General features: G+C 63.6%; 20 protein-coding genes. 6 read left to right on the top strand and 14 right to left on the bottom strand.

Going from position 1 to position 21,113, the window contains the following annotated elements; all coding sequences use genetic code 11:
• Positions 1–126: 126 nt before the first annotated feature.
• Entirely contained in the window at positions 127–330 is a 204-nt protein-coding gene (locus tag P0M12_RS14830; protein WP_003946117.1) for a cold-shock protein, read from the bottom strand.
• 458 nt (positions 331–788) lie between these two features.
• Between P0M12_RS14830 and P0M12_RS14825 the strand changes: the two genes are divergently transcribed.
• Positions 789–3,077: a DEAD/DEAH box helicase gene (locus P0M12_RS14825; RefSeq protein WP_003946107.1), complete on the top strand. Its 2,289-nt coding sequence runs from the start codon at positions 789–791 to the stop codon at positions 3,075–3,077.
• On the opposite strand, the gene P0M12_RS14820 is transcribed toward P0M12_RS14825, so the two are convergent.
• The 7 genes from P0M12_RS14820 to ssd all read right to left on the bottom strand — a co-directional run bounded on the left by P0M12_RS14820 (position 3,070) and on the right by ssd (position 7,683).
• On the bottom strand, positions 3,070–3,420 hold the full coding sequence (locus P0M12_RS14820) for an Rv3654c family TadE-like protein (RefSeq protein WP_064689115.1): 351 nt from the start codon (positions 3,418–3,420) through the stop codon (positions 3,070–3,072). The two genes, P0M12_RS14825 and P0M12_RS14820, sit on opposite strands and share 8 nt — an antisense overlap.
• Positions 3,417–3,776, bottom strand: coding sequence for a TadE family type IV pilus minor pilin (locus P0M12_RS14815; protein ID WP_047270007.1), 360 nt, complete (start codon positions 3,774–3,776; stop codon positions 3,417–3,419). Before P0M12_RS14815 ends, P0M12_RS14820 begins: the two co-directional genes overlap by 4 nt.
• Complete coding sequence (locus tag P0M12_RS14810) at positions 3,776–3,979, bottom strand: DUF4244 domain-containing protein (protein WP_007732448.1); 204 nt, start codon at positions 3,977–3,979, stop codon at positions 3,776–3,778. Before P0M12_RS14810 ends, P0M12_RS14815 begins: the two co-directional genes overlap by 1 nt.
• A gap of 65 nt (positions 3,980–4,044) precedes the next feature.
• Positions 4,045–4,629, bottom strand: coding sequence for a type II secretion system F family protein (locus tag P0M12_RS14805; RefSeq protein WP_230359456.1), 585 nt, complete (start codon positions 4,627–4,629; stop codon positions 4,045–4,047).
• Positions 4,626–5,414, bottom strand: a complete 789-nt coding sequence (locus P0M12_RS14800) for a type II secretion system F family protein (protein WP_230359455.1) — start codon at positions 5,412–5,414, stop codon at positions 4,626–4,628. Before P0M12_RS14800 ends, P0M12_RS14805 begins: the two co-directional genes overlap by 4 nt.
• Positions 5,411–6,592, bottom strand: a complete 1,182-nt coding sequence (locus P0M12_RS14795; RefSeq protein ID WP_003946116.1) for a TadA family conjugal transfer-associated ATPase — start codon at positions 6,590–6,592, stop codon at positions 5,411–5,413. The genes P0M12_RS14800 and P0M12_RS14795 overlap by 4 nt, the downstream gene beginning before the upstream one ends.
• On the bottom strand, positions 6,589–7,683 hold the full coding sequence (gene ssd / locus P0M12_RS14790; protein ID WP_277377883.1) for a septum site-determining protein Ssd: 1,095 nt from the start codon (positions 7,681–7,683) through the stop codon (positions 6,589–6,591). The genes P0M12_RS14795 and ssd overlap by 4 nt, the downstream gene beginning before the upstream one ends.
• Before the next feature lie 312 nt (positions 7,684–7,995).
• On the opposite strand from ssd, the gene P0M12_RS14785 reads away from it, so the two are divergent.
• Entirely contained in the window at positions 7,996–8,814 is an 819-nt protein-coding gene (locus P0M12_RS14785; RefSeq protein ID WP_003946123.1) for an HAD-IB family hydrolase, read from the top strand.
• Between the two features lie 391 nt (positions 8,815–9,205).
• On the opposite strand, the gene P0M12_RS14780 is transcribed toward P0M12_RS14785, so the two are convergent.
• From P0M12_RS14780 to P0M12_RS14760, 5 genes are all read right to left on the bottom strand, one after another.
• Positions 9,206–9,955 carry a hypothetical protein gene (locus P0M12_RS14780; protein ID WP_003946100.1) on the bottom strand — a complete coding sequence of 250 codons (750 nt, stop codon included), beginning with the start codon at positions 9,953–9,955 and terminating at the stop codon, positions 9,206–9,208.
• Positions 9,956–10,011: 56 nt separating this feature from the next.
• Entirely contained in the window at positions 10,012–11,736 is a 1,725-nt protein-coding gene (locus tag P0M12_RS14775; protein ID WP_099696931.1) for an ABC transporter ATP-binding protein, read from the bottom strand.
• Positions 11,737–11,741: 5 nt separating this feature from the next.
• Complete coding sequence (locus P0M12_RS14770) at positions 11,742–12,698, bottom strand: ABC transporter permease (RefSeq protein ID WP_019746638.1); 957 nt, start codon at positions 12,696–12,698, stop codon at positions 11,742–11,744.
• Positions 12,691–13,617 (bottom strand): ABC transporter permease, encoded by a 927-nt coding sequence (locus P0M12_RS14765; RefSeq protein ID WP_007732434.1) that lies wholly within the window; start codon positions 13,615–13,617, stop codon positions 12,691–12,693. The genes P0M12_RS14770 and P0M12_RS14765 overlap by 8 nt, the downstream gene beginning before the upstream one ends.
• Positions 13,618–13,742: 125 nt before the next feature.
• A complete protein-coding gene (locus P0M12_RS14760; RefSeq protein WP_037132624.1) occupies positions 13,743–15,359 on the bottom strand; it encodes an ABC transporter substrate-binding protein in 1,617 nt (538 codons plus the stop codon).
• A 364-nt stretch (positions 15,360–15,723) separates the two neighbouring features.
• Here P0M12_RS14760 and acs point away from each other — a divergent pair, with 364 nt between their 5' ends.
• Positions 15,724–17,655 (top strand): acetate--CoA ligase, encoded by a 1,932-nt coding sequence (acs, locus tag P0M12_RS14755; RefSeq protein WP_065351837.1) that lies wholly within the window; start codon positions 15,724–15,726, stop codon positions 17,653–17,655.
• Between the two features lie 37 nt (positions 17,656–17,692).
• Here acs and P0M12_RS14750 read toward each other — a convergent pair whose 3' ends face one another.
• Positions 17,693–18,118 (bottom strand): MarR family transcriptional regulator, encoded by a 426-nt coding sequence (locus tag P0M12_RS14750; protein WP_042446697.1) that lies wholly within the window; start codon positions 18,116–18,118, stop codon positions 17,693–17,695.
• A gap of 107 nt (positions 18,119–18,225) precedes the next feature.
• On the opposite strand from P0M12_RS14750, the gene P0M12_RS14745 reads away from it, so the two are divergent.
• The 3 genes from P0M12_RS14745 (at position 18,226) to P0M12_RS14735 (ending at position 21,112) form a co-directional block, all read left to right on the top strand.
• The gene (locus P0M12_RS14745; protein ID WP_277377882.1) at positions 18,226–19,305 is read left to right on the top strand and encodes a substrate-binding domain-containing protein; all 1,080 of its coding nucleotides are present in this window, start codon (positions 18,226–18,228) and stop codon (positions 19,303–19,305) included.
• Positions 19,306–19,427: 122 nt separating this feature from the next.
• Positions 19,428–20,048 (top strand): AmiS/UreI family transporter, encoded by a 621-nt coding sequence (locus P0M12_RS14740; RefSeq protein ID WP_054187038.1) that lies wholly within the window; start codon positions 19,428–19,430, stop codon positions 20,046–20,048.
• A 26-nt stretch (positions 20,049–20,074) separates the two neighbouring features.
• A complete protein-coding gene (locus tag P0M12_RS14735; protein ID WP_003946093.1) occupies positions 20,075–21,112 on the top strand; it encodes an aliphatic amidase in 1,038 nt (345 codons plus the stop codon).
• Position 21,113 lies beyond the last annotated feature (1 nt).

Below are 21,113 nucleotides of genomic sequence, written 5' to 3'. Positions count from 1 at the left end.
CAGCTGCGTGCATTACCTCGGACAGAGAAAGACTGGCTCAGCCCGAAAAGATTTGTCCCCCACCGCACGGATGCGATGGGGGACAAATACTGTCCGAACTAATCGCTCAGCGAGTGAGCGGAAAAATCAGACCGCGCGAACGCCGGTAGCCTGGGGACCCTTGGTGCCCTGGCCGACCTCGAACTCCACACGCTGGTTCTCCTCGAGGGTACGGAAGCCGTTGCCCTGAATTTCGGAGTAGTGAACGAAGACGTCTGCGGAACCGTCTTCGGGAGCGATGAAGCCGAAGCCCTTTTCAGCGTTGAACCACTTCACAGTGCCCTGTGCCATGCTTTTCCTTCTCTTTCTAACACCGGATTCGGTGAACAGCCCTTACAGTCCACCGGGCCGGTTCCGACCGCTGTACGTCTTTATTTCCCCCTCAGGAAAGGCAGAGCACCGCGCCCGCAACAACGATCCTGCGAGCGTGCACTTTCTCAAGCCTACGAACACAGAAGCTGCGACCGATTGTCAGTCAACCATGTTCTCCGCGTGCACAACAGTCGAAAAGGGAACTAAAAACGTTAAAAGTTCGCTACGAGAAAAACAGCCCACGATCGTGGTTTCCCGCGCGCGCGCGCCGAGCACCCGGTTCCACCAAGACCGCCGACCGTTGCGTATCATCAAAACTGCAGGTAGCGACAGTTTCCGATTGCCGCCACACCCCAACGCCGAGCCCGGAGAGTCACGTGAACGCACCTTCCCCGATCCCCGCCCCGGGAGGGAAGCCTGGCGAGACCTACGGGCAGATGCTGCTCGATCGGGTCGTCGCCGGGGTCAGTGGAAGCGAAAAACCACTGATGTTCACCGCGCAGTTACCTGCTCGCGTAGCCGAGTTCACCGAATGGCCGGAGTGGGTGCACCCCAGCGTCGTACGTGCGCTCGCCGAGCACAGCGTGCGGTCCCCGTGGATCCACCAGAGTGAGGCCGCCGACCTCGCTTACGCCGGAAAACACGTGGTCGTGGCCACCGGTACGGCGTCGGGTAAGTCACTGGCGTACCAACTCCCGGTGCTGACGGCCATGGCGACCGATCCGCTCGCAACAGCCCTGTACCTCTCCCCCACCAAAGCGCTGGGCTCGGATCAACTGCGAGCAGTGCTGTCCCTCACCGACTTCGACGTCGAACTTCGCAGCACGAACGCCAGTGCGTACGACGGCGACACCTCGCAGGAACTCCGCACTTGGGCACGTGAGAACTCACGCTGGCTCTTCACCAACCCCGACATGATCCACATTTCTCTGCTCAGAACCCATCAGCGATGGGCACACTTCTTCCGCAACCTGAAATACGTGATCATCGACGAATGCCACTCCTACAGGGGAGTCTTCGGATCCAACGTCGCGCTCGTGATCCGGCGATTACGCAGAATTGCAGCCCGTTACGGAGCCGAACCCACCTTCATCCTGGCCAGCGCGACCACAGCAGATCCCGGCGCGGCGGCCTCGCGGCTCATAGGCGCACACTGCACCGAGGTCACGGAAGACGGATCGCCGCACGGCCCACGCACCGTCGCGCTGTGGGAGCCGCCGCTACTCGAGGCATTGACCGGCGAAAACGGTAGCCCGGTACGACGTCCCGCGGGCGCGGAAGCCGCGCGGATCATGGCCGACCTCATGATCGAAGGCGCCCGCACTCTCACCTTCGTCCGCTCCCGCCGCGGCGCCGAACTGACCGCGATGGCCACCAAACGTCTACTCGCCGAGGTGGACCCGGACCTCGCCGAGCGAGTCGCGTCGTATCGCGCCGGATATCTGGCCGAGGACCGACGCGAACTGGAAGCTGCACTCGCCGACGGCACACTGCTGGGCGCAGCCACCACCAACGCACTGGAGCTCGGCGTCGACATCGCAGGCCTCGACGCCGTTGTCGTGGCAGGCTTCCCGGGCACCGTCGCCTCGTTCTGGCAGCAAGCGGGTCGCTCCGGGCGACGCGGTGAGGGTTCACTCGTCGTGTTGATCGCCCGCGACGATCCACTCGACACCTACCTCGTTCACCATCCGTCAGCGGTACTCGACAAACCCGTCGAGGCGACGGTGACAGATCCCGGAAATCCGTACGTCCTGGGACCACAACTTCTCTGCGCTGCAATGGAACTCCCACTTTCCGATGCCGAGGTGGACGCGTTCGGGGCTCTCGAGGTTCTGACCAGGCTGTCGGAGGAAGGCAAGATCCGGCGCCGAAAGCACGGATGGTTCGTCACCGCCGATTCGAACCCCCACGGCTCTTTGGACATTCGCGGCGGCATCGGAACTCAGGTGGCCATTGTCGACGGGGAATCCGGCCGGATGCTGGGCACTGTCGACGCGGGCCGCGCTCCGGCCACAGTTCATCCCGGCGCCGTGCACATCCATCAAGGCGAGACCTACGTCGTCGACGAACTGGACCTCGACGTCGGACTCGCACTGGTGCACACCGAGAATCCGGACTGGACCACCTCGGCTCGCGAGACCACCGAAATCACGATCACCGAACAACTCGAGCACAAGAACTACGGCGACATCGCCGTCGCTCTCGTCCAGGTCGAGGTGACACATCAAGTCGTCGGGTACCTACGACGGTTGACTTCGGGTGAAGTCCTCGACTCGATCGAACTCGACATGCCCGCACACACTTTGCCCACCAGGGCAGTGATGTACACGGTCACGCCGGAACTCCTCGAATCAATCGGGGTCCCGCCCGAACGGTTCCCCGGATCACTGCATGCCGCCGAACATGCCGCAATCGGCCTGCTGCCACTGGTGGCGATCTGCGACCGCGGAGACATCGGCGGAGTGTCCACCGCGATGCACGCGGACACCGGACTCCCGACCGTCTTCGTCTACGACGGTCATGCCGGCGGCGCCGGGTTCGCCGACCGAGGGCACAGCGAACTGTCCCGATGGCTCACCGCGACGCGCGACGCCATACTCTCCTGCGAGTGCGCTCACGGTTGCCCGTCCTGCGTCTATTCACCCAAGTGCGGCAACGGAAACGACCCACTCGACAAAGACGGCGCGGTGAAGGTTCTGACCGCCGTGATCGACACGATCAGCTGACCGGACCCGCACGCGCGTAAGCCTGCGCATCCCCGATCCCGAAGCCCGACAACAACACCGGTGCGCGTATCTCGACCAATACATCCCAACCCTGCACCTCGCACTCCGCGAGCACCGTACGCATCCGCTCCGCGATCACCGCGGACATCTCACACGCCGACTCGTCACCGCCGTCCAAGGCGCCCGCACCGCCGAGAGCCGAAAGATCAGCGGCCGACTGAGCCGTGTGCCGAGCCACCACTGCGGAACCGACATGCAGCATCCCACCGGTCACCATCACCATCGCCGCCAGAACGCAGCACGCCAGAACCGTGGCAACACCTTCGTCGTCACGTAGGTTCACCCCTCCTCCACTCCCGACTCCACTGCTGCCACCGCCTCGGAAGAAATGTCGACCAACGGCAGCAACGCACTCTCGGCGCTGACAACGGCCACCGCAAAGCCGTCCACGATCTCCACCGAGATCGACGCATCTTCGGGTGCGATCCGGCGGGCCGTGGCGACCGCAGACTCACGATCACCACGTGCCACCAACCGCGCGGCCTCACGAGCGGCGTCGACACACCGAACCTGCATCGACACCGCCAGGACTCCACCGACACACAGCACGACCACCGTGACGATCGAAGCCAGAGCAATCGCGGCCTCCACCGTCACGGCGCCGTCGTCGGCTTGCCGAATACCTCTCGTGGACAACATCACACAGCTGTCTTGAGCGCCTTGTCGATGATGCCTGTCAGCGCCGAGACAATGGAGTCGCCAGTGACAACCGTGTACAGGACGGCACCGAATGCGGCAGCCGCAATCGTGCCGATCGCATACTCCGCGGTGGACATGCCGTCGTCCTCGGCAACCAACAGCGCAAATCTGGCCGACACCGTCCTCAACGTCTTCGAAATCATTTCTCCCCCTTCAATCGAAACCTGTGGCAGCACTTCTGCCGCAGGAGCTTTCACTCGGATCCGGCTCACAGCAGGCCGTTACCGAGCACAGTCGTGGCAAGCCCGATCACCACCGGGACGATGCCCAAGGCGATGAACGCCGGCAGGAAACACAGCCCGAGTGGACCGCTGATCAGCACTCCCGCGCGTTCGGCTGCGGCAGCAGCAAGATCCTCGGCGTCACCTCGACTGCGCTCGGCGAGTTCGGCCATGGATGAGGACAGCGACGAACCCGAACGGGCGGAACGCCGAGCCATTCTGGCGAGCGCCTCGGTATCGGGATCGAGAGCGGCTTCGCTCCACGCGGCGTCGGGATCGGCACCGAGCGCCAGAAGGTCGGCGACGCGACGAAGCGAGTCGGCCATCGGTTTCGGTGCCGTCGACGCCATCGATGTGATCGCGGCGGAGACGGGAAGCCCCGCTCGTAGGCAGGCCCCGAGAAGGTCGAGACTTGCGGCAACTGCGAGTGGATCCGGCTTGTCCGGGACTGGAACCGAATTTTCTGTTGTTGTGTCCGCGAAGAGAATTTCTGCCGCCCTGGCCGAAGCACCGCGCCGAGCGGGAATGATCGCGAACGCCAACGCCATCATCGCCACGGATGCCCAACTCACGACGTGACCTTCGCAGTTATCCGGTCGGTCCAGAGCAGACCCGCTGAGACACAAGCGGTTCCGATCACCAGGAGCACGCCGCCGAGCCCACCTCCGAACAGCACGCGCAGCGGCGACGCACCCATCAATTGCCCGAGACCGATCCCCAACAGCGGGAGAAAGGCCAACACCGCCGCGGTCGCCCGAGCGCCCGCCAACCCGGCCTCGGTACGCTGACGAAAGCGTCTACGTCCCAACATGTCCGTCCGGACGGCGCCGAGTAGTTCCGCCAGTGCCAGCCCGTGTTGGTCGGCGACCCGCCAGACGGATCCGATGCGGGAGAACTCACGCTCGATGCACGAATCCGGTACCGCGAAGGCCGCTGCGGCAGAACCACCGAGACGCGCCCTGGCCCCAGCGGACCGGAATACGGCACTCACTTCTCCGGTACATTCCTCGCCTGCAACAGAACTGGCCGCTGCAGGATGCGCGCCGACGCTCAGCTCGGCGATCAGCACCTCCAGACCGGAGAGCAGCATCTTCTGTGAGAGGTCCCGGTTTTCGGCCGCCTTCGCGCGGCGCCCACGAAAGATCAAGGTTCCGGCGAGGACAACCGCTGCGCATCCTGCCGACAAGCCTCCGAGAACCCATGCAGCCGACACCGCGAAAAATGCGGCGACCAACTGCCACGGAATCTGCCGGTCGGGCTTGCGGATGCTCGGGGCGTACGCAGCGAGCCGAGCACGTGAATCCCGCACCGGCGCAATCGAGACCGCCAACGCGAGGACCAGGAAGGAAACCGTCACGTCCCGACCTCTCGATTGCGAAGCCGGAACATCCGCTCGAGCCGCTCACGACCCGAACCGCCGTCCGGCCACGCCTGCATGATTCGTACATACCCGTCCGCACCGCGGTCGATGACACCGATCTGTTCGAGACGCCTCGATCCGTCAGCCAATCTGTGCACGTGCAGGATCACTTGAACTGCCGCGGCAAGTTGACTGTGCAACGCGTGGCGATCCATACCGCCGAGCGCCGCCAACGCCTCGAGTCTGGCCGGCACCTCTTCGGGCGAATTGGCGTGAACGGTGCCGGCGCCGCCGTCGTGGCCGGTGTTCATCGCCGTGAGCAGATCAGTCACCTCTGCGCCGCGGACCTCACCGACGACGATGCGATCGGGACGCATTCGTAGTGCCTGCCGAACCAGATCGCGCACCGTCACCTCTCCGACGCCCTCGACGTTGGGAGCTCTGGCGACGAGGCGGACGACGTGTGGATGCGGCGGCGCCAGTTCGGCCGCGTCCTCGACACAGACGATTCGCTCGCGCGGGTCGACCGCGCCGAGCATGGCGGACAACAACGTGGTCTTTCCCGCACCGGTCCCGCCGATCACCAGAAAAGCCAAGCGACAAGAAATGATGCGATTGAGGAGCTCCCGCGCGTCCGGTTCCACGGCGCCGTGGGCGGACAACGCGTCGAGACCCTGGGTCGCGGGCCGCAACACTCGCAGTGACACGCAGGTTCCACCCTGGGCCACGGGTGCGAGTACGGCATGAAGTCGTACCCCGAAGTGCCCGTCGCCGACGCCCCGCAGGCGGCCGTCGACCCACGGTTGGGCGTCGTCGAGGCGTCGACCTGCCGACAGTGCCAACCGCTGCGCCAATCGACGCACAGCTGCCTCGTCGGTGAACCGCACCCCTGACCTTTCGAGGCCGACCCCGCGGTCCACCCAGACCTGATCCGGCGCGGTCACCAGTACGTCGGCGACCCCGGGTTCGTGCAGCAGAGGTTCGAGCGGCCCCGCGCCTGTCAGTTCCGTCTGGAGCACCCTGACGACCTCCAACAGATCCGTGTCCGCCAGAACGCCCGAGGACTCAGCTCGCACGGCATCGGCAACGGTGGCCGCCGTCGGCTCGGCGACCGACGACGCCGTCAATCGCTCGCGAACTCGGTCGAGCAGTTCGGCCGTGACCAACGCACTCATGCCGCAGCCCTGCGCGGGCGTGCGCCGGATTCGACGGCGTCGAGTACCGCTGTTGCCGCCACACTCAACGGACAACCGCGGGTCAATTCGAGGCCACCACGCTCGAGCATCGGCGCCAGCGATCGGTGGCCGCGCATCACGGCCGTCAGGGGCAGGCCGAGCATGTCTGCCACATCGGCGCCGCGTAGGCCCCCCGGTGCCGGCCCACGCACGACGAGCCCGACGTTGGAGTTGTGTCGCACCACCCAGGCTCCGACCTTCTCGGCCGCGACGCATGCGGCCACGGTGGCCGGAACCACCACGAGCACCGAATCCGACATCTCCAACACGGCCTGACCTACCTCGCTGGGATGACGTGGCACGTCGCAGACCACGAGCCCGCCGGAACTGCGACCTGCGTCAAGCACGGCGCGAACGGCGGTCACTGTCGGACCGTCGATCTCCCGGCGACTGCTCGCCAGAACCCTCAGAAACTTTCCCTTTGCCGGCAGTGCATCGCGCAGCGCCTCCGGGGACAACCGCCCGCCCTCGACGGTCAGTGCACCCCAACGTAATCCGGGAGCAGTCTCGATACCCAACAGCACGTCGGCGCCGGAACCGAGTGCGTCGACGTCCACCAACAGCGTCGGGACGTGACGTGCCGCCGACGTCAACGCGACAGCCGCAGCAGTTGCCGAGGCTCCGCCGCCGCCACAACCACCCACCACGCTCACGACGGTGCCGTCACCACTGACGTCTACGTGATCGGCCAGAACTGCGACCAGCGCGTTCTCTTCCTCGGGCAAGGACAGAACGCTGTCGGCTCCGATCGCGGTGGCGCTCTTCCAATCGTCGACGGTCGGTGTGCCGTCGCATACGAGGAACACTCGCGTTCGCTTGGGGGAACGAGCCAGAGCATCTCGCGCCGCCGACGCGTCCAGTACCACCGCCGAGGCCCGGTTCCACTGTTGCCGGGACACGGGATGTTCGGCCTCGTCCAGCCGGCGGTCCACCGCGGCGGCGACGCGTCGCACGCTCGCGAGGATTTTCGCGTCGTCGACGAGAACCAGAATGGGAGCCCCGGTTTCCTGAGAGTTGATCGTCGTGTTCATGACTGCAGAGCCTGAACGAGCACCGGCAGCGAAAACAGTGGGCCGAACAACCCTGTGGACAACTGGGAGGTTGGGGAGAAACAGGCCTGAGACAGAGGACGGCCCCCGCCAATGGGGGGAGGAGGCGGGGGCCGTCTGAGTTCAGCCCCGGGGGGTCGGGCTGAACTAGTTCGAACGAATCGAACAGCAACGATCTTACACCCGCCATCGGCGAGAAATGCAAGCCTGAGCTGCACTGAACTGCTGTTTTTCGCCGAAAGAGGACGCTTGCCGAAGAGCACACGAACCGCCTGTCGGACTATCCTCAATCCTGTGACCGACAAGCCTGCGAACGGACTGAATACCGGGCGGACAGCCGCTTTCTTCGATTTGGACAAAACGATCATCGCGAAGTCGAGCACCCTGGCGTTCAGCAAGCCATTCTTCGCACAGGGTCTGATCAATCGACGCTCGGTTCTCAAGAGCAGCTATGCGCAATTCCTGTTTCTACTGTCCGGCGCCGATCACGATCAGATGGAGCGCATGCGCGAGCATCTGACGGCGATGTGTGCGGGCTGGGACGTGGAACAGGTGAAGGCCGTCGTCGCGGAGACTCTGCACGACATCGTCGATCCACTCGTCTTCGCCGAGGCGGCCGATCTGATCGCAGATCACAAGCTGCGTGGACACGACGTCATCGTCGTGTCTGCTTCGGGTGAAGAGATCGTCGCACCGATCGCCCGCGCCCTCGGCGCCACCCATTCCGTCGCGACGTCGATGAGGGAGGAAGACGGCCACTACACCGGCGAGGTGGACTTCTACTGCTACGGCCCCGGCAAGGTCGAAGCCATGGAAAAACTCGCCGCGGAGTACGGTTACGACCTCGCCGCCAGTTACGCCTACTCCGACTCGGTGACGGATTTACCCATGCTCGAGGCTGTCGGACATCCGACCGCAGTCAACCCCGATCGAGCGTTGCGCAAGGAAGCGGCCGTAAACGGTTGGCCCATACTGACTTTCTCGAATCCGGTCTCACTTCGTGCCCGATTGTCGGCCCAGTCCACGACCACGGTGGCTACTACCGCTGCGGTGGGAATCGCAGCTCTGGTGGCCGGCGCCATGACCTTCGGGCTACTGCGCCGGAAACGCTGAAATCCAAGGCCCACAAACAAAAATTGGTACTTGCTGTGAGCCCGGACACAGGGTACAAAGGAGTTACGGAAGAACGGAAGGCCAGGAACGGCTCGGAAGAGAAGGACCGTTTCCCCAACCGAAATTCCTAGCACGGGCACTAGGGCACCCACGCGGAGCACAAGCCACTATAAGGGCAGAAGCGTTGTGGGCCTGCGAGATTCGTTCAATTTGAGCGAGGACCCCGCACAGGTTGCGGGGACGACCTCAGAAAGTGCGATCCCTCGCCGAGGCCACCCACACAACCCACCGAGCACGCTTGGTAACGAGTAGTCCGTGCTGACGGGCGGCGAAGTCGATTTATCGGCAGCGCCGCCCGTTCGTTATGTTCCGGCAGGGGCAATTTGCCGGACTATCCGGTAGCGGCGTCGGCAATCGAAGTCGCCTCTCGCGCACCGGCTTCGAGAGCACCACAGCACAGAATCACCCAACTGCCGACGCCCGCCGGATTTCCCGAAGCGAATCCTGCCGCGCCGTCCGTGTACGCCTGTGGTCGCCGAAGCCAACTGACCTCGGGGACCCCGAGATTGTGCGGATCCAGCCCCGACGAGACCGCAACCAGACGCGAGGCCGCGCGGGCGACGATGCCGTCAGCGGTGCCGAACGGGCTCAGCGCCAAGAGTTCTCCGTGTACGACGGCCGCCAGAACAGGTGCCGGTGCACTGGTTCCGCCTGTAACGAGTTGGGCGAGAGCGTCCAACCGCTCCCCCACTCCGCGATCCGACCGTGGCCGCCCCAGTTGATCTGCGTCCTCGACGAGATCCGCCGCGGCCAACAGGTGCAGCCGGGCCAAAGCCTGAAGTGGGGCGCGCTTCCACGTCGACTCCATGAGCGGAAGGCTGTCGCCGTCGAGAGCCTGAGCCACGCGCAGAGCACCCGCGAGAATCGGATCACCGGCCATGCCCTCGGTCGGCAATTCGGTGGTGCCACCGGCGAGCGATGCGGAAGCGCGCGCGGCACGAACCGCGGCTTCGGCGGCAGTGGTGGGCCAACCGCGACGGTTGGTCTTGTGCCGATGAACCTCACCCAGAGCATCGCGCGCATGATCGGCGGCGGCGCGTACGCCTGGAAGATCGACGAGGGGCTGCAAGGGGTCCGTCACGATCAACGACGGTACCCTTGCAGCCCCTCTGCGGACTTGCCTACCTACCTGTTGCGTCAGCTTCCCAGCTTGATGGACCCACCGGGAATCGCGTCGAGCAACTTGCGTGTGTAGTCCTGCTGCGGATTGCCGAACACGTCGTCGATCGGTGCCGATTCGACGATCGAGCCACGCGACATCACCAACACGTTGTCCGCGATCTGACGAACCACGGCCAGGTCGTGCGTGATGAAGAGATACGTCAACCCGAACTCTGCCTGCAGGTCGTTCAGCAGGGTCAAGATCTGATCCTGCACGAGCACGTCGAGAGCGGAGACCGCCTCGTCGCAGATCACGACCTCCGGTTGCAAGGCCAGTGCTCGCGCGATCGCGACGCGCTGACGCTGTCCACCGGAGAGTTCGTTCGGGAACCGACGCATGACCGACTGCGGTAGACCCACCTTGTCGAGAAGTTCGCGGACGCGAGCCTCACGCTCGGCTTTGGTCCCGACCTTGTGGGTACGCAGCGGCTCCTCGATCGTGCGGTAGATCGAGTACATCGGGTCGAGCGTGCCGTAGGGGTTCTGGAAGATCGGCTGCACTCGGCGACGGAATGCAAAGGTTTCCTTCGCACCGAGTTTCGCCACGTCCTGACCGTCGAAGACCACGTTGCCTGCGGTGGGCTCGAGCAGACCGAGGACCATCTGCGCGACCGTCGACTTACCGGAACCTGATTCCCCGACGATCGCCGTTGTGGTTCCGCGGCGGACCTTGAAGGACACGTCGTTCACGGCTGTGAAGTCGGTGGTCTTGCGGAAACCCTTGCGCAGCTTGAACACCTTGGTCAGATGATCGACGACAAGAACGTCGTCGGTCGCCTTGCCGAAGGACTCTGCCGTACTTTCCTCGGCCTTCACCGCTTCGGCGACCTCTTCCGCCTGTTCGCGAATCTCGGCGCGTGCCACCGACGAGCTGAGCCGCTTCGACGCCAACGACGGCGCAGCAGCGACCAGCTTCTGCGTGTACGGATGCTGCGGGCGCTTCAGAATCTCCAGTGCCGGACCGGATTCGACGATACGACCCTTGCTCATCACGATCAGATGCTCGGCACGCTCGGCGGCCAACCCCAGATCGTGGGTGATGAGCAGAACGGCGGTGCCGAGTTCCGTAGTCAGACCGTCGAGGTGGTCGAGGATCTGACGCTGGACGGTGACGTCGAGCGCCGACGTCGGCTCGTCCGCGATCAGGAGTTTCGGACGAGCGGACAACCCGATCGCGATCAGTGCGCGCTGACGCATACCGCCCGAGAACTCGTGCGGGTACTGGCCCAACCGGCTCTCGGCTTCGGCGAGGCCGGCCTCCTCGAGCAGTTCGGCGGCCCGAACCTTGGCTGCCTTGCCCTTGGCAATTCCGTTGGCGGCCAGAGCTTCCTCGATCTGGAAGCCCACTTTCCACACGGGATTCAGATTCGACATCGGGTCCTGCGGAACCAAACCGATCTGGCTGCCCCGGATGTGGACGAAGTCCTTCTCCGAAAGTTTCGAGATGTCCTTGCCGTCGAAGATGATCTCGCCTGCCGTCACCTTGCCGGTGCCGGGAAGCAGATTGATGATCGAGTGCGCGGTGGTGGATTTACCGGAACCCGATTCGCCCACGATGGCGACCGTCTGACCCGGATACACGGTCAGGCTGACGCCTCGAACTGCCGGGACCGGACCGGAATTGGACTGGAACGACACCTCGAGATCACGAATCTCGAGCAACGGAGTTTCCTCCGAGGTGAGAGTTTCCTTGGTGGTCATCGTGCTCACCGCTTCCGCGACTTGGGATCGAGGGCGTCGCGCAGAGCGTCACCCATCATGATGAATCCGAGGACGGTGATCGCCAAAGCCGTTGCCGGGTAGAACAGAATGGTCGATCCCTGACGCAGCGTCACCTGAGCGTTGCTGATGTCGCCGCCCCACGAAACCTCGGTGGACGGAAGTCCGATACCGAGGAAGGACAGCGTCGCCTCGGCGACGATGTACGTGCCGAGCGAGATGGTGGCCACCACGATGATGGGCGCCAACGAGTTCGGGATGACGTGGCGGATCAGTGTCTTGAGCTTCGAGACACCCAACGCTTCCGAAGCCATGACGTAGTCGTTGTTCTTCGCCGAGATCACCGCGCCTCGAGCAATTCGTGCCATCTGCGGCCAACCGAACAGTGCCAGGACGCCGACGACGGTCCAGATGGTGCGATCGGTGAACAGCTGCATCAGGACGATGGCAGCCAGGATCAGCGGGATGCCGAAGAAGATGTCGGCGACACGGGAGAGGATCGAATCGGTCCATCCGCCGTAGAAACCGGACAGCGCACCGAAGATCACGCCGATCACCAGCACCGACGCAGTGACACCGACGCCCACGAGTACGGATGCGCGAGCACCGTAGATGGTGCGCGAGTACACGTCACAGCCCTGGCGGTCGAAACCGAACCAGTGCCCTGAGGTCGGCCCCTGCATGCTGTAGGTCAGGTCGCAGAACCGCGGATCGGTGCTCGTGAACAAGCTCGGAAACGCTGCGATGACGATGACCGCGAGGATGATGATCGTCGAGATGATGAACAGGGGGCGCTTGCGTAGGTCGCGCCACGCATCGGTCCACATGCTGGTCGGCGCCTGATCGAGTTTGACGGCGTCCGTCTCCCCGGGTGCCGCAACTTCGGGCGGTGCCACGAAATGACTTTGCCGGACGGCGCGTCCGGTCTTCACGGTCTCAGACATAGCGGATCCTCGGATCGAGCGCGGCGTACAAGAGGTCGACGAGCAGATTTGCGATCAGGTAGATCACGATGAGAATGGTGACGAACGAAACCACCGTCGGCGCTTCACCTCTGGTCACGGCCTGGTAGATCGTGCCGCCGACGCCGTTGATGTTGAAGATGCCCTCGGTGACGATGGCGCCGCCCATCAACGTTGCGAGGTCGGCGCCCAGGAACGTGACCACGGGGATCAGCGAGTTGCGCAACACGTGCACGCGAACCACTCGTCCACGGGAAAGTCCCTTGGCGGTGGCAGTGCGCACGTAGTCGGCACTCAGGTTCTCCGCCACGGACGTTCGGGTCAGTCGCAGTACGTAGGCGAACGAGACCGAACCCAGAACCAGGGCGGGGAGCAGGAGATTGGTGAAGCTGGTGTTGCCACCGACCGTCGGCGGGACGATGCCCCATTTGACGCCGATGAAGAACTGAGCCAGGAAGCCGATCACGAAGATCGGGATGGCGATGAGAACGAGGCTGAACAGCAGGACGGTGCTGTCGAAGAATCCGCCCTTACGCAGGCCGGCGATGAGGCCGAAGCCGACACCGAAGACGGTCTCGACGATCAGTGCCATGAAGGCAAGTTTCATCGTGATCGGAAATGCCTGTGCCAGAACTTCACTGACAGGTCGTCCGGAGAACGACGTGCCGAAGTCCAGCGTGAAGATGCCCTTCAGGTACAGCAGGTACTGCTGATAGAAGGGGAGATCGAGGTGGTAGCGCTCCCGAAGCTGTGCTGCCACAGCCGGACTGAGCGCCTTGTCGCCCGCCAACGCGGCAATCGGATCACCGGGAAGCAGGAAGACCATGGCGTAGATCAGAAGAGTGGCCCCGAGAAAGACCGGGATCATTTGAAGCACTCGGCGACCGATGTACCAGAGCATCGGATCACCTCCTTGTCGATGATCGTGTACGTCAGCGGACAGTCCGGTGTGAACACGAGTTCGGGACGGCAGGCAGGGCGCCTGCCGCCCCGAACTCACGTTTCAGATGCGGATCGTTCTACGCGTCAGTTCTTTTCGATGTCTTCGTAGACCGGAATGCCGTTCCAGCTGATGGTCACGTTGGAAACGTTCTCCGACCATCCACTGGCTGCGTTGCGGTACCACGTCGGAATTGCAGGCAGGTCCTTGAGCAGCACTTCCTGAGCCTGATCGAGCAGTTCCTGAGCCTTCGCCTTGTCCGTCTGGCCGGCCGATTCGCGCAGGAGGCGGTCGAACTCGGGGTTGGAGTACTCACCGTCGTTGGAGCTGCCGCCGGTCTGGTAGTTCTGCGCCAGGAAGCCGTACTGCTGCGGGTAGTCACCCTGCCAGCCGGAGCGGAACGCGCTCTGGATGGTGCGGTCGGTGGCTTCGGTGCGGATCTGCGCAAAGGTGGCGTACTGCTTGCCCTTTGCGTCGATGCCGAGCGTGTTGCGGATGCTGTTCGCCGTGGCGTCGACCCATTCCTGGTGTCCGCCGTCGGAGTTGTATCCGATCTCGAAGCTGCCGGACCACGGAGCGATGGCGTCGGCCTTGGCCCAAGCGGCCTTGGCTGCCTCGGGGTCGAACTTCAGGTTGCCGTTACCGGTCAGCGAGTCGTTCCAACCCTCGATTGCGGGGCTGGTGAAGTCGAGTGCAGGCGTCCTGGTCTTGTTGAAGATCTGCTGGGTGATCTGATCGCGGTTGATCGCCATCGAGATCGCCTGACGGCGGAGCATGCCCTCTTCACCACTGAAGTGCGCCAGGCGCCCCGGAATCGTGAACGTCTCGATGGTTGCCGACGGCTGGTTGACCGTGCGACCGGCAAGATCCGACTCGAAGGTCGTGACCGCGCTCGGCGGGACCTGGTCGAGAACGTCGACGTTGTTGGCGAGGAGATCCGTGTACGCCGTGTCGAGGCTGTTGTACATGATGAAGTCGACGCCGGCGTTCTTCGGCTTGCGGTTGCCGTTGTAGTCCGGGTTCACGACCGTGTCGATGCGGACGTTGTGCTGCCACGCGCCGGCGCCGTCGAGCTTGTACGGGCCGTTGCCGACCGGGTTCTCGCCGAATGCGGTCATGTCCTTGAACGCGACCTCGGGCAGCGGGTAGTACGCCGTGAAACCGAGGCGATCGGGGAACGCCGACTCGGGCTGCTTGAGTTCGATGGTGAAGGTGGAGTCGTCCACAACCTTCAGACCCGACATCGTCTGAGCCGTCGGAACCTCGGCGGCAACTTCGTCGTAGCCCTTGATCGGATCGAAGAACGATGCCTGGATCTGAGCGTTGGTGGAGAGGGCTCCGAAGTTCCACGCGTCGACGAACGACTTCGCGGTGACGGGGGTGCCGTCTGTGAAGGTCCAACCGTCCTTGAGCTTGACGGTGAAGTTTTGACCGTCGGTGCTCTCGATGGACTCGGCAACCTCGTTCTCCGTGCCACCGTCGGCGGTGTACGAAACGAGACCGGCGAACAGGGAGTCGAGGACGCGGCCGCCCTGGTTCTCACTCGTGTTCGTGGGAATCAACGGGTTCTGGGGCTCGCCCGCCCAGGCGTTGACGACACCGCTGGACGATCCGCCCGACGAATCGCCGGACGAACATGCCGTGATCAGCACTGCCGTCATTCCGAGCGCGACCGCGCCGGTCGCTATGCGTGAGATACGCAAAGGAATTCCTTCCACATCTAAGTGACCCCGAGCATGCTCGCGGCCTGCCGACAGCCGTAACTGCCGGCGTCGTGTCGCCTACAACTGAAAGTGAACGTGACTTCGAGTTGTGGTCGAATAATGGTTTGACAATAGACACATCCGACGCGGGGCGCGCATCGCACCCATTGTCCGCAATTCCGAGGGAAATCTGTCCGCGCCCATTCACTCGTCGGCGGAAGCGACCACCCGTCGCATCAATTCGACCGATCGTCGCAGGACAACGGGTTGCAACGTGATGCAACGGTGCGTTTACGCGAGCTTGTGACTACCCTCACACGGAGTCAGAAAAGTGTCGATCAAAGTGGAAAGAAGGCCGTCAGCCATGACAAGCGCAGCCGAAACAGACGTCCCCCAGGCATATCCGCCGAGCGCAGAGTTCGCTGCGGCCGCCAACGCGGGACCGGAGTTGCAGGCTGCCGCAGATACCGACCGCCTCGCTTTCTGGGCGAATCAGGCTGAGCGCCTTCACTGGCACGAGAAATGGACCGACGTCCTCGACTGGACCGACGCCCCCGTCGCCAAGTGGTTCGTCGGCGGAAAACTCAACGTCGCCTACAACTGCGTCGACCGCCACGTCCTCGCCGGCAACGGCGACCGCGTCGCCATCCACTTCGAAGGCGAACCAGGCGATTCCCGCGACCTGACCTACAACGACCTCCTCGCCGAAGTCAGCCGCGCCGCAAACACTTTCACCGACCTCGGCCTCGTCGCCGGTGACCGCGTCGCGATCTACATGCCGATGATCCCCGAAGCGATCGTCACCATGCTCGCCTGCGCCCGCCTCGGCCTGACCCACTCGGTCGTCTTCGCCGGATTCTCCGCCACCGCCCTACGCTCACGCATCGACGACGCCCAAGCCAAACTCGTCGTCACCGTCGACGGGCAGTGGCGACGCGGCGCAGCAGCACCCATCAAGACAGCGGTCGACGAATCCGTCGCCGGAGCCGAATCCGTCCAGAACGTATTGGTGGTCAACCGGACCGGCATCGACGTCGAGTGGACCGACGGCCGCGACCTGTGGTGGCACGAAACCGTCGCACAGGCCTCACCCGAGCACGAGGCGCAGGCCTTCGACGCCGAGCATCCCCTGTTCATTCTCTACACCTCCGGCACCACCGGAAAGCCCAAGGGCATCATCCACACCTCCGGCGGCTACCTCACCCAGGCCTCGTACACCCACCACAACGTCTTCGATCACAAAGCGGGACAAGACGTCTACTGGTGCACCGCCGACATCGGCTGGGTCACCGGACACTCCTACATCGTCTACGGACCCCTCTCGAACGGCGTCACCCAGGTCGTCTACGAAGGCACCCCCAACTCCCCGAACGAGCACCGCCACTTCGACATCATCGAGAAGTACGGCGTCTCCATCTACTACACCGCCCCCACCCTCGTGCGGACGTTCATGAAGTGGGGCCGCGAGATCCCCGACGCCCACGACCTGTCCTCGATCCGCCTCCTCGGATCTGTGGGCGAGCCCATCAACCCCGAAGCGTGGCGCTGGTTCCGAGAGGTCATCGGCGGCAACAAAGCCCCCATCGTCGACACCTGGTGGCAGACCGAGACCGGCGCGATCATGATCTCCCCACTCCCCGGTATCACCGCCACCAAACCCGGATCCGCGATGGCTCCACTGCCCGGTATCTCCGCGAAGATCGTCGACGACGACGCCAAGCCCCTCGGCCCCGGCGGCAACGGCTACCTCGTCCTCGACGAGCCGTGGCCGGCGATGCTCCGCGGCATCTGGGGCGACATGGACCGCTACCGCGACACCTACTGGTCCCGCTACGCCGAAGAAGGCTGGTACTTCGCCGGTGACGGCGCCAAGTACGACGACGACGGCGCACTCTGGGTCCTCGGCCGCGTCGACGACGTCATGAACGTCTCCGGTCACCGCATCTCCACCTCCGAAGTGGAATCAGCACTGGTGAACCATCACGGAGTCGCCGAAGCCGCCGTCGTCGGTGCCGCCGACGAGACCACCGGACAGGGCATCGTCGCGTTCGTCATCCTCCGTGAAGGCGTCGAGAACACCGGCGACGTCCTCATCGCCGAACTCAAGGCTCAGGTCTCCACCGACATCAGCCCCATCGCCAAACCGCGTCAGATCACGATCGTGCCGGAACTGCCGAAGACCCGGTCCGGCAAGATCATGCGCCGTCTCCTGCGCGACGTCGCCGAAGGCCGCGACCTCGGAGACACCTCGACCCTGGTCGACCCCAAGGTATTCGACGCCATCCGCGGCAAGTAGGGCCTTCGGCCCCTGTGCGCCTTTTTGGTAGTCCCCACTACCGGAAAGGCACACAGGGGCGAAGCCCCTCTCGCAACTTCACTTCCTCTTTCGACGTCAGCCAGGACTCCTCGGCTACCCGGATGTCTGCGGCAACCCTCTTGTGCAAGGACTTTCCGCGCGAGGAGAGAAACACGCGTACCTTCCGACGGTCGTCCTCCCCGACTTCGCGGTAGATGAGCGCGAGCGAGACCAACTTGTCCGCAACTCGCGTCAGCGTCGGAGCCGGTGTTCCCGTTCGATCGCGCAGCTCAGCCATCGTCAGCCCCTCGGTCGACGCCAGGGCTTCGAGCGTCATCCAGTGATCAAGAGTGAGATTCTCTGCCGCCAGCGCCTTCTCCGCCGCTGCCGCGGCCATTCGAGCTGCTCGGACCAGCGCAGTCGTCAGCGACGCATCAAGAATTCCGGAGTCACTTTTTCCCACTGATCGCTCCCCCGCTGTTGCGCAGTTCACACTTCTCGGGCAATACTTTCAAATGAAATGATAGTAACCCAGGCCAGGCCGCTGACTCCCGATTCCGGCGGCGACGCATGAGCGCTACCGGCGCGCTCGAACGCGCGCGCAGCGCGGTGTGGCGCCTGGGCATGGTGGTTCCCCTTCAGGGGCCGGCCGGACTGTTCGGCCCCTCCTGCGAAGCAATCAGCGAGTTGGCCGCCCGCGACCTCAACAACTCCGGTGGCGTGCTGGGACGCGAAGTCCAGATCGAAGTGATCGACGGCGGCGCTTCGCCGAGCGTCGTCGCCGCCCGCGTGGGACAACTACTCGACGCCGGCGACATCGACGCCGTCAGCGGTTGGCACATCTCCTCTGTCCGCCACGCTCTTGCACCCGTGGTCGCGGACCGCATTCCGTACTCGTACACCTCGCTCTACGAGGGCGGCGAGGTCAGGTCCGGCATCTACTGCTCCGGCGAAACACCACGGCAGCAGATCGCGCCGGCGCTGAAGTGGCTGCGCGACAACGTCGGAGCGCGTAAGTGGTTTGTCGTCGGGGACGACTACATCTGGCCGCACAGCTCTCTCGGAGCCGTGAGGCAATTCGCCACCGAACTCGATCTCAGCCTTGTCGGCGGTTCGTTTGTCGACCTGGGGCGCGGCAACATGAAACAACTGGTCGAGACCGTCTCGAACTCCGGTTGCGACGGCGTGATCATGCTCCTCGTCGGCCAGGACGCCGTCGATTTCAACCGCGCCTTCGCCCGCCGCGGCCTCGACGAGTCGATGATCCGGTTCAGCCCGTTGATGGAAGAGAACATGCTGCTCGCGAGCGGGCCGAGGGCAACCCGCAACCTGTTTGCCTCCGCCGCGTACTTCCGTTCGATGGCCGACGGCAACTCCATGGATCTTCTCGGGCGCTACGTTGCACTGCACGGCGCGCACGCTCCGGCGCTGAACAATGCCGCCGAATCGTGTTACGAAGGGATACATACCCTTTCGGCCCTGGTGCGGCGCGCCGACAGCACTCATCCGCGTGACCTGGACGCCGTCGTCGAGGGTGCCGCGTACGACGGGCCTCGCGGAACCGTCGAGTTTCGTGATCGTGTTGCACGGCAGAAGATTCAGCTCGCCGTCGCCGACGGACTCGACTTCTCGATCATCGCAACGCTCTGAGATTTTCCCTGAGATCTCCCTCTTGACTTCTGTGGCGCGCATCACTTAGTTTCATTTGGAATCATTTCATTTGAAAGTAACCCGTCCCGAAGTAACCGTCCCGAAGTAACCGGAGGTGCCCGATGGGCAGTGTTGGTTTGCTTTACGTGGGAGCCGTCCTCTTCGTCAACGGACTGATGCTGCTCGGCACAGTTCCCGTTCGATCCGCCTCGGTCCTCAACCTCTTCGTCGGCGCACTTCAATGCGTCGTCCCCACCGTCATGTTGATTCAGGCTCAGGGAGATTCGAGTGCCGTCCTGGCGGCCTCAGGGCTCTATCTGTTCGGATTCACCTATCTCTACGTGGGCATCAGCAATCTCGCCGGCTTCGAGCCGGAAGGAATCGGGTGGTTCTCGCTGTTCGTCGCGTGCGCCGCGCTCGTGTACTCCTTCCTCTCTTTCACAGTGAGCAACGACCCCGTCTTCGGGGTCATCTGGCTCGCATGGGCAGCGCTGTGGACGCTGTTCTTCCTGGTACTCGGGCTCGGCCGCGAGAATCTCAGTCGCTTCACCGGCTGGGCAGCGGTCCTCCTGAGCCAGCCCACGTGCACGGTCCCCGCATTTCTGATCCTGACCGACAACTTCCACACCACACCCGCCGTCGCGGCCGGTTGGGCCGGAGCACTTCTGGTTCTCCTGGGCCTGGCCAAGATCCTCGCTGCACCCAAAACCGCAGTACCCCAATCCCGTCCAGCCTTCAACTGATCGACACAACCAAGGAGTGAAAGACAATGCGACACGGTGACATCTCCTCGAGCAACGACACGGTCGGCGTAGCAGTGGTCAACTACAAGATGCCCCGCCTGCACGATCGCGCCGGCGTCCTCGAGAACGCGCGCAAGATCGCCGACATGATGATCGGCATGAAGACCGGCCTCCCCGGAATGGATCTGGTGGTCTTCCCCGAATACTCCACGCAGGGAATCATGTACAACGAAGAGGAGATGTACGCGACAGCAGCCACCATCCCGGGCGACGAGACCGCGATCTTCTCCGCAGCGTGCCGCGAAGCCGACACGTGGGGAATCTTCTCCATCACCGGCGAACAGCACGAAGACCACCCGAACAAGCCCCCGTACAACACGTTGATCCTCATCGACAACAAGGGCGAGATCGTTCAGAGGTACCGAAAGATCCTGCCCTGGTGCCCCATCGAAGGGTGGTACCCGGGAGACACGACGTATGTCACCGAAGGCCCGAAGGGGCTGAAGATCTCGCTCATCATCTGCGACGACGGCAACTACCCGGAGATCTGGCGCGACTGCGCGATGAAGGGTGCGGAACTGATCGTCCGTTGCCAGGGATACATGTACCCCGCCAAGGACCAGCAGGTGATGATGTCCAAGGCAATGGCCTGGGCCAACAATTGTTATGTGGCAGTTGCCAATGCGGCCGGATTCGACGGCGTCTACTCCTACTTCGGACACTCCGCGATCATCGGATTCGACGGCCGGACGCTGGGTGAAACCGGCGAAGAAGAATACGGAATCCAGTACGCGCAGCTTTCCGTCTCAGCCATTCGCGACGCACGCGAGAACGATCAGTCCCAGAACCACATCTTCAAACTCCTCCATCGCGGCTACTCCGGTGTCCACGCAGCAGGTGACGGAGACAAGGGCGTCGCGGACTGCCCGTTCGAGTTCTACAAGCTGTGGGTCACCGACGCCCAGAAGGCTCAGGAACGCGTCGAGGCCATCACCCGAGACACAGTGGGTGTAGCGGATTGTCGCGTCGGAAACCTGCCGGTCGAGAAGACAATCGAAGCGTAAG

The sequence above is a fragment of the Rhodococcus sp. RCBS9 genome (genome assembly GCF_029457415.1).
Taxonomy (GTDB): Bacteria; Actinomycetota; Actinomycetes; order Mycobacteriales; family Mycobacteriaceae; genus Rhodococcus_F; species Rhodococcus_F qingshengii.
Note: the sequence above shows the minus strand (reverse complement) of the source record. Positions and strands in the feature narration are given on the sequence as shown.

Coding starts and splice junctions, on each gene's coding strand:
- acs (WP_065351837.1), top strand. CDS start 15,724: ATGACAAGCGCAGCCGAAACAGACGTCCCCCAGGCATATCCGCCGAGC.
- P0M12_RS14830 (WP_003946117.1), bottom strand. CDS start 330: ATGGCACAGGGCACTGTGAAGTGGTTCAACGCTGAAAAGGGCTTCGGC.
- P0M12_RS14795 (WP_003946116.1), bottom strand. CDS start 6,592: ATGAGTGCGTTGGTCACGGCCGAACTGCTCGACCGAGTTCGCGAGCGA.
- ssd (WP_277377883.1), bottom strand. CDS start 7,683: ATGAACACGACGATCAACTCTCAGGAAACCGGGGCTCCCATTCTGGTT.
- P0M12_RS14735 (WP_003946093.1), top strand. CDS start 20,075: ATGCGACACGGTGACATCTCCTCGAGCAACGACACGGTCGGCGTAGCA.
- P0M12_RS14765 (WP_007732434.1), bottom strand. CDS start 13,617: ATGCTCTGGTACATCGGTCGCCGAGTGCTTCAAATGATCCCGGTCTTT.
- P0M12_RS14740 (WP_054187038.1), top strand. CDS start 19,428: ATGGGCAGTGTTGGTTTGCTTTACGTGGGAGCCGTCCTCTTCGTCAAC.
- P0M12_RS14770 (WP_019746638.1), bottom strand. CDS start 12,698: ATGTCTGAGACCGTGAAGACCGGACGCGCCGTCCGGCAAAGTCATTTC.
- P0M12_RS14815 (WP_047270007.1), bottom strand. CDS start 3,776: ATGTTGTCCACGAGAGGTATTCGGCAAGCCGACGACGGCGCCGTGACG.
- P0M12_RS14775 (WP_099696931.1), bottom strand. CDS start 11,736: ATGACCACCAAGGAAACTCTCACCTCGGAGGAAACTCCGTTGCTCGAG.
- P0M12_RS14745 (WP_277377882.1), top strand. CDS start 18,226: ATGAGCGCTACCGGCGCGCTCGAACGCGCGCGCAGCGCGGTGTGGCGC.
- P0M12_RS14810 (WP_007732448.1), bottom strand. CDS start 3,979: ATGATTTCGAAGACGTTGAGGACGGTGTCGGCCAGATTTGCGCTGTTG.
- P0M12_RS14825 (WP_003946107.1), top strand. CDS start 789: ATGCTGCTCGATCGGGTCGTCGCCGGGGTCAGTGGAAGCGAAAAACCA.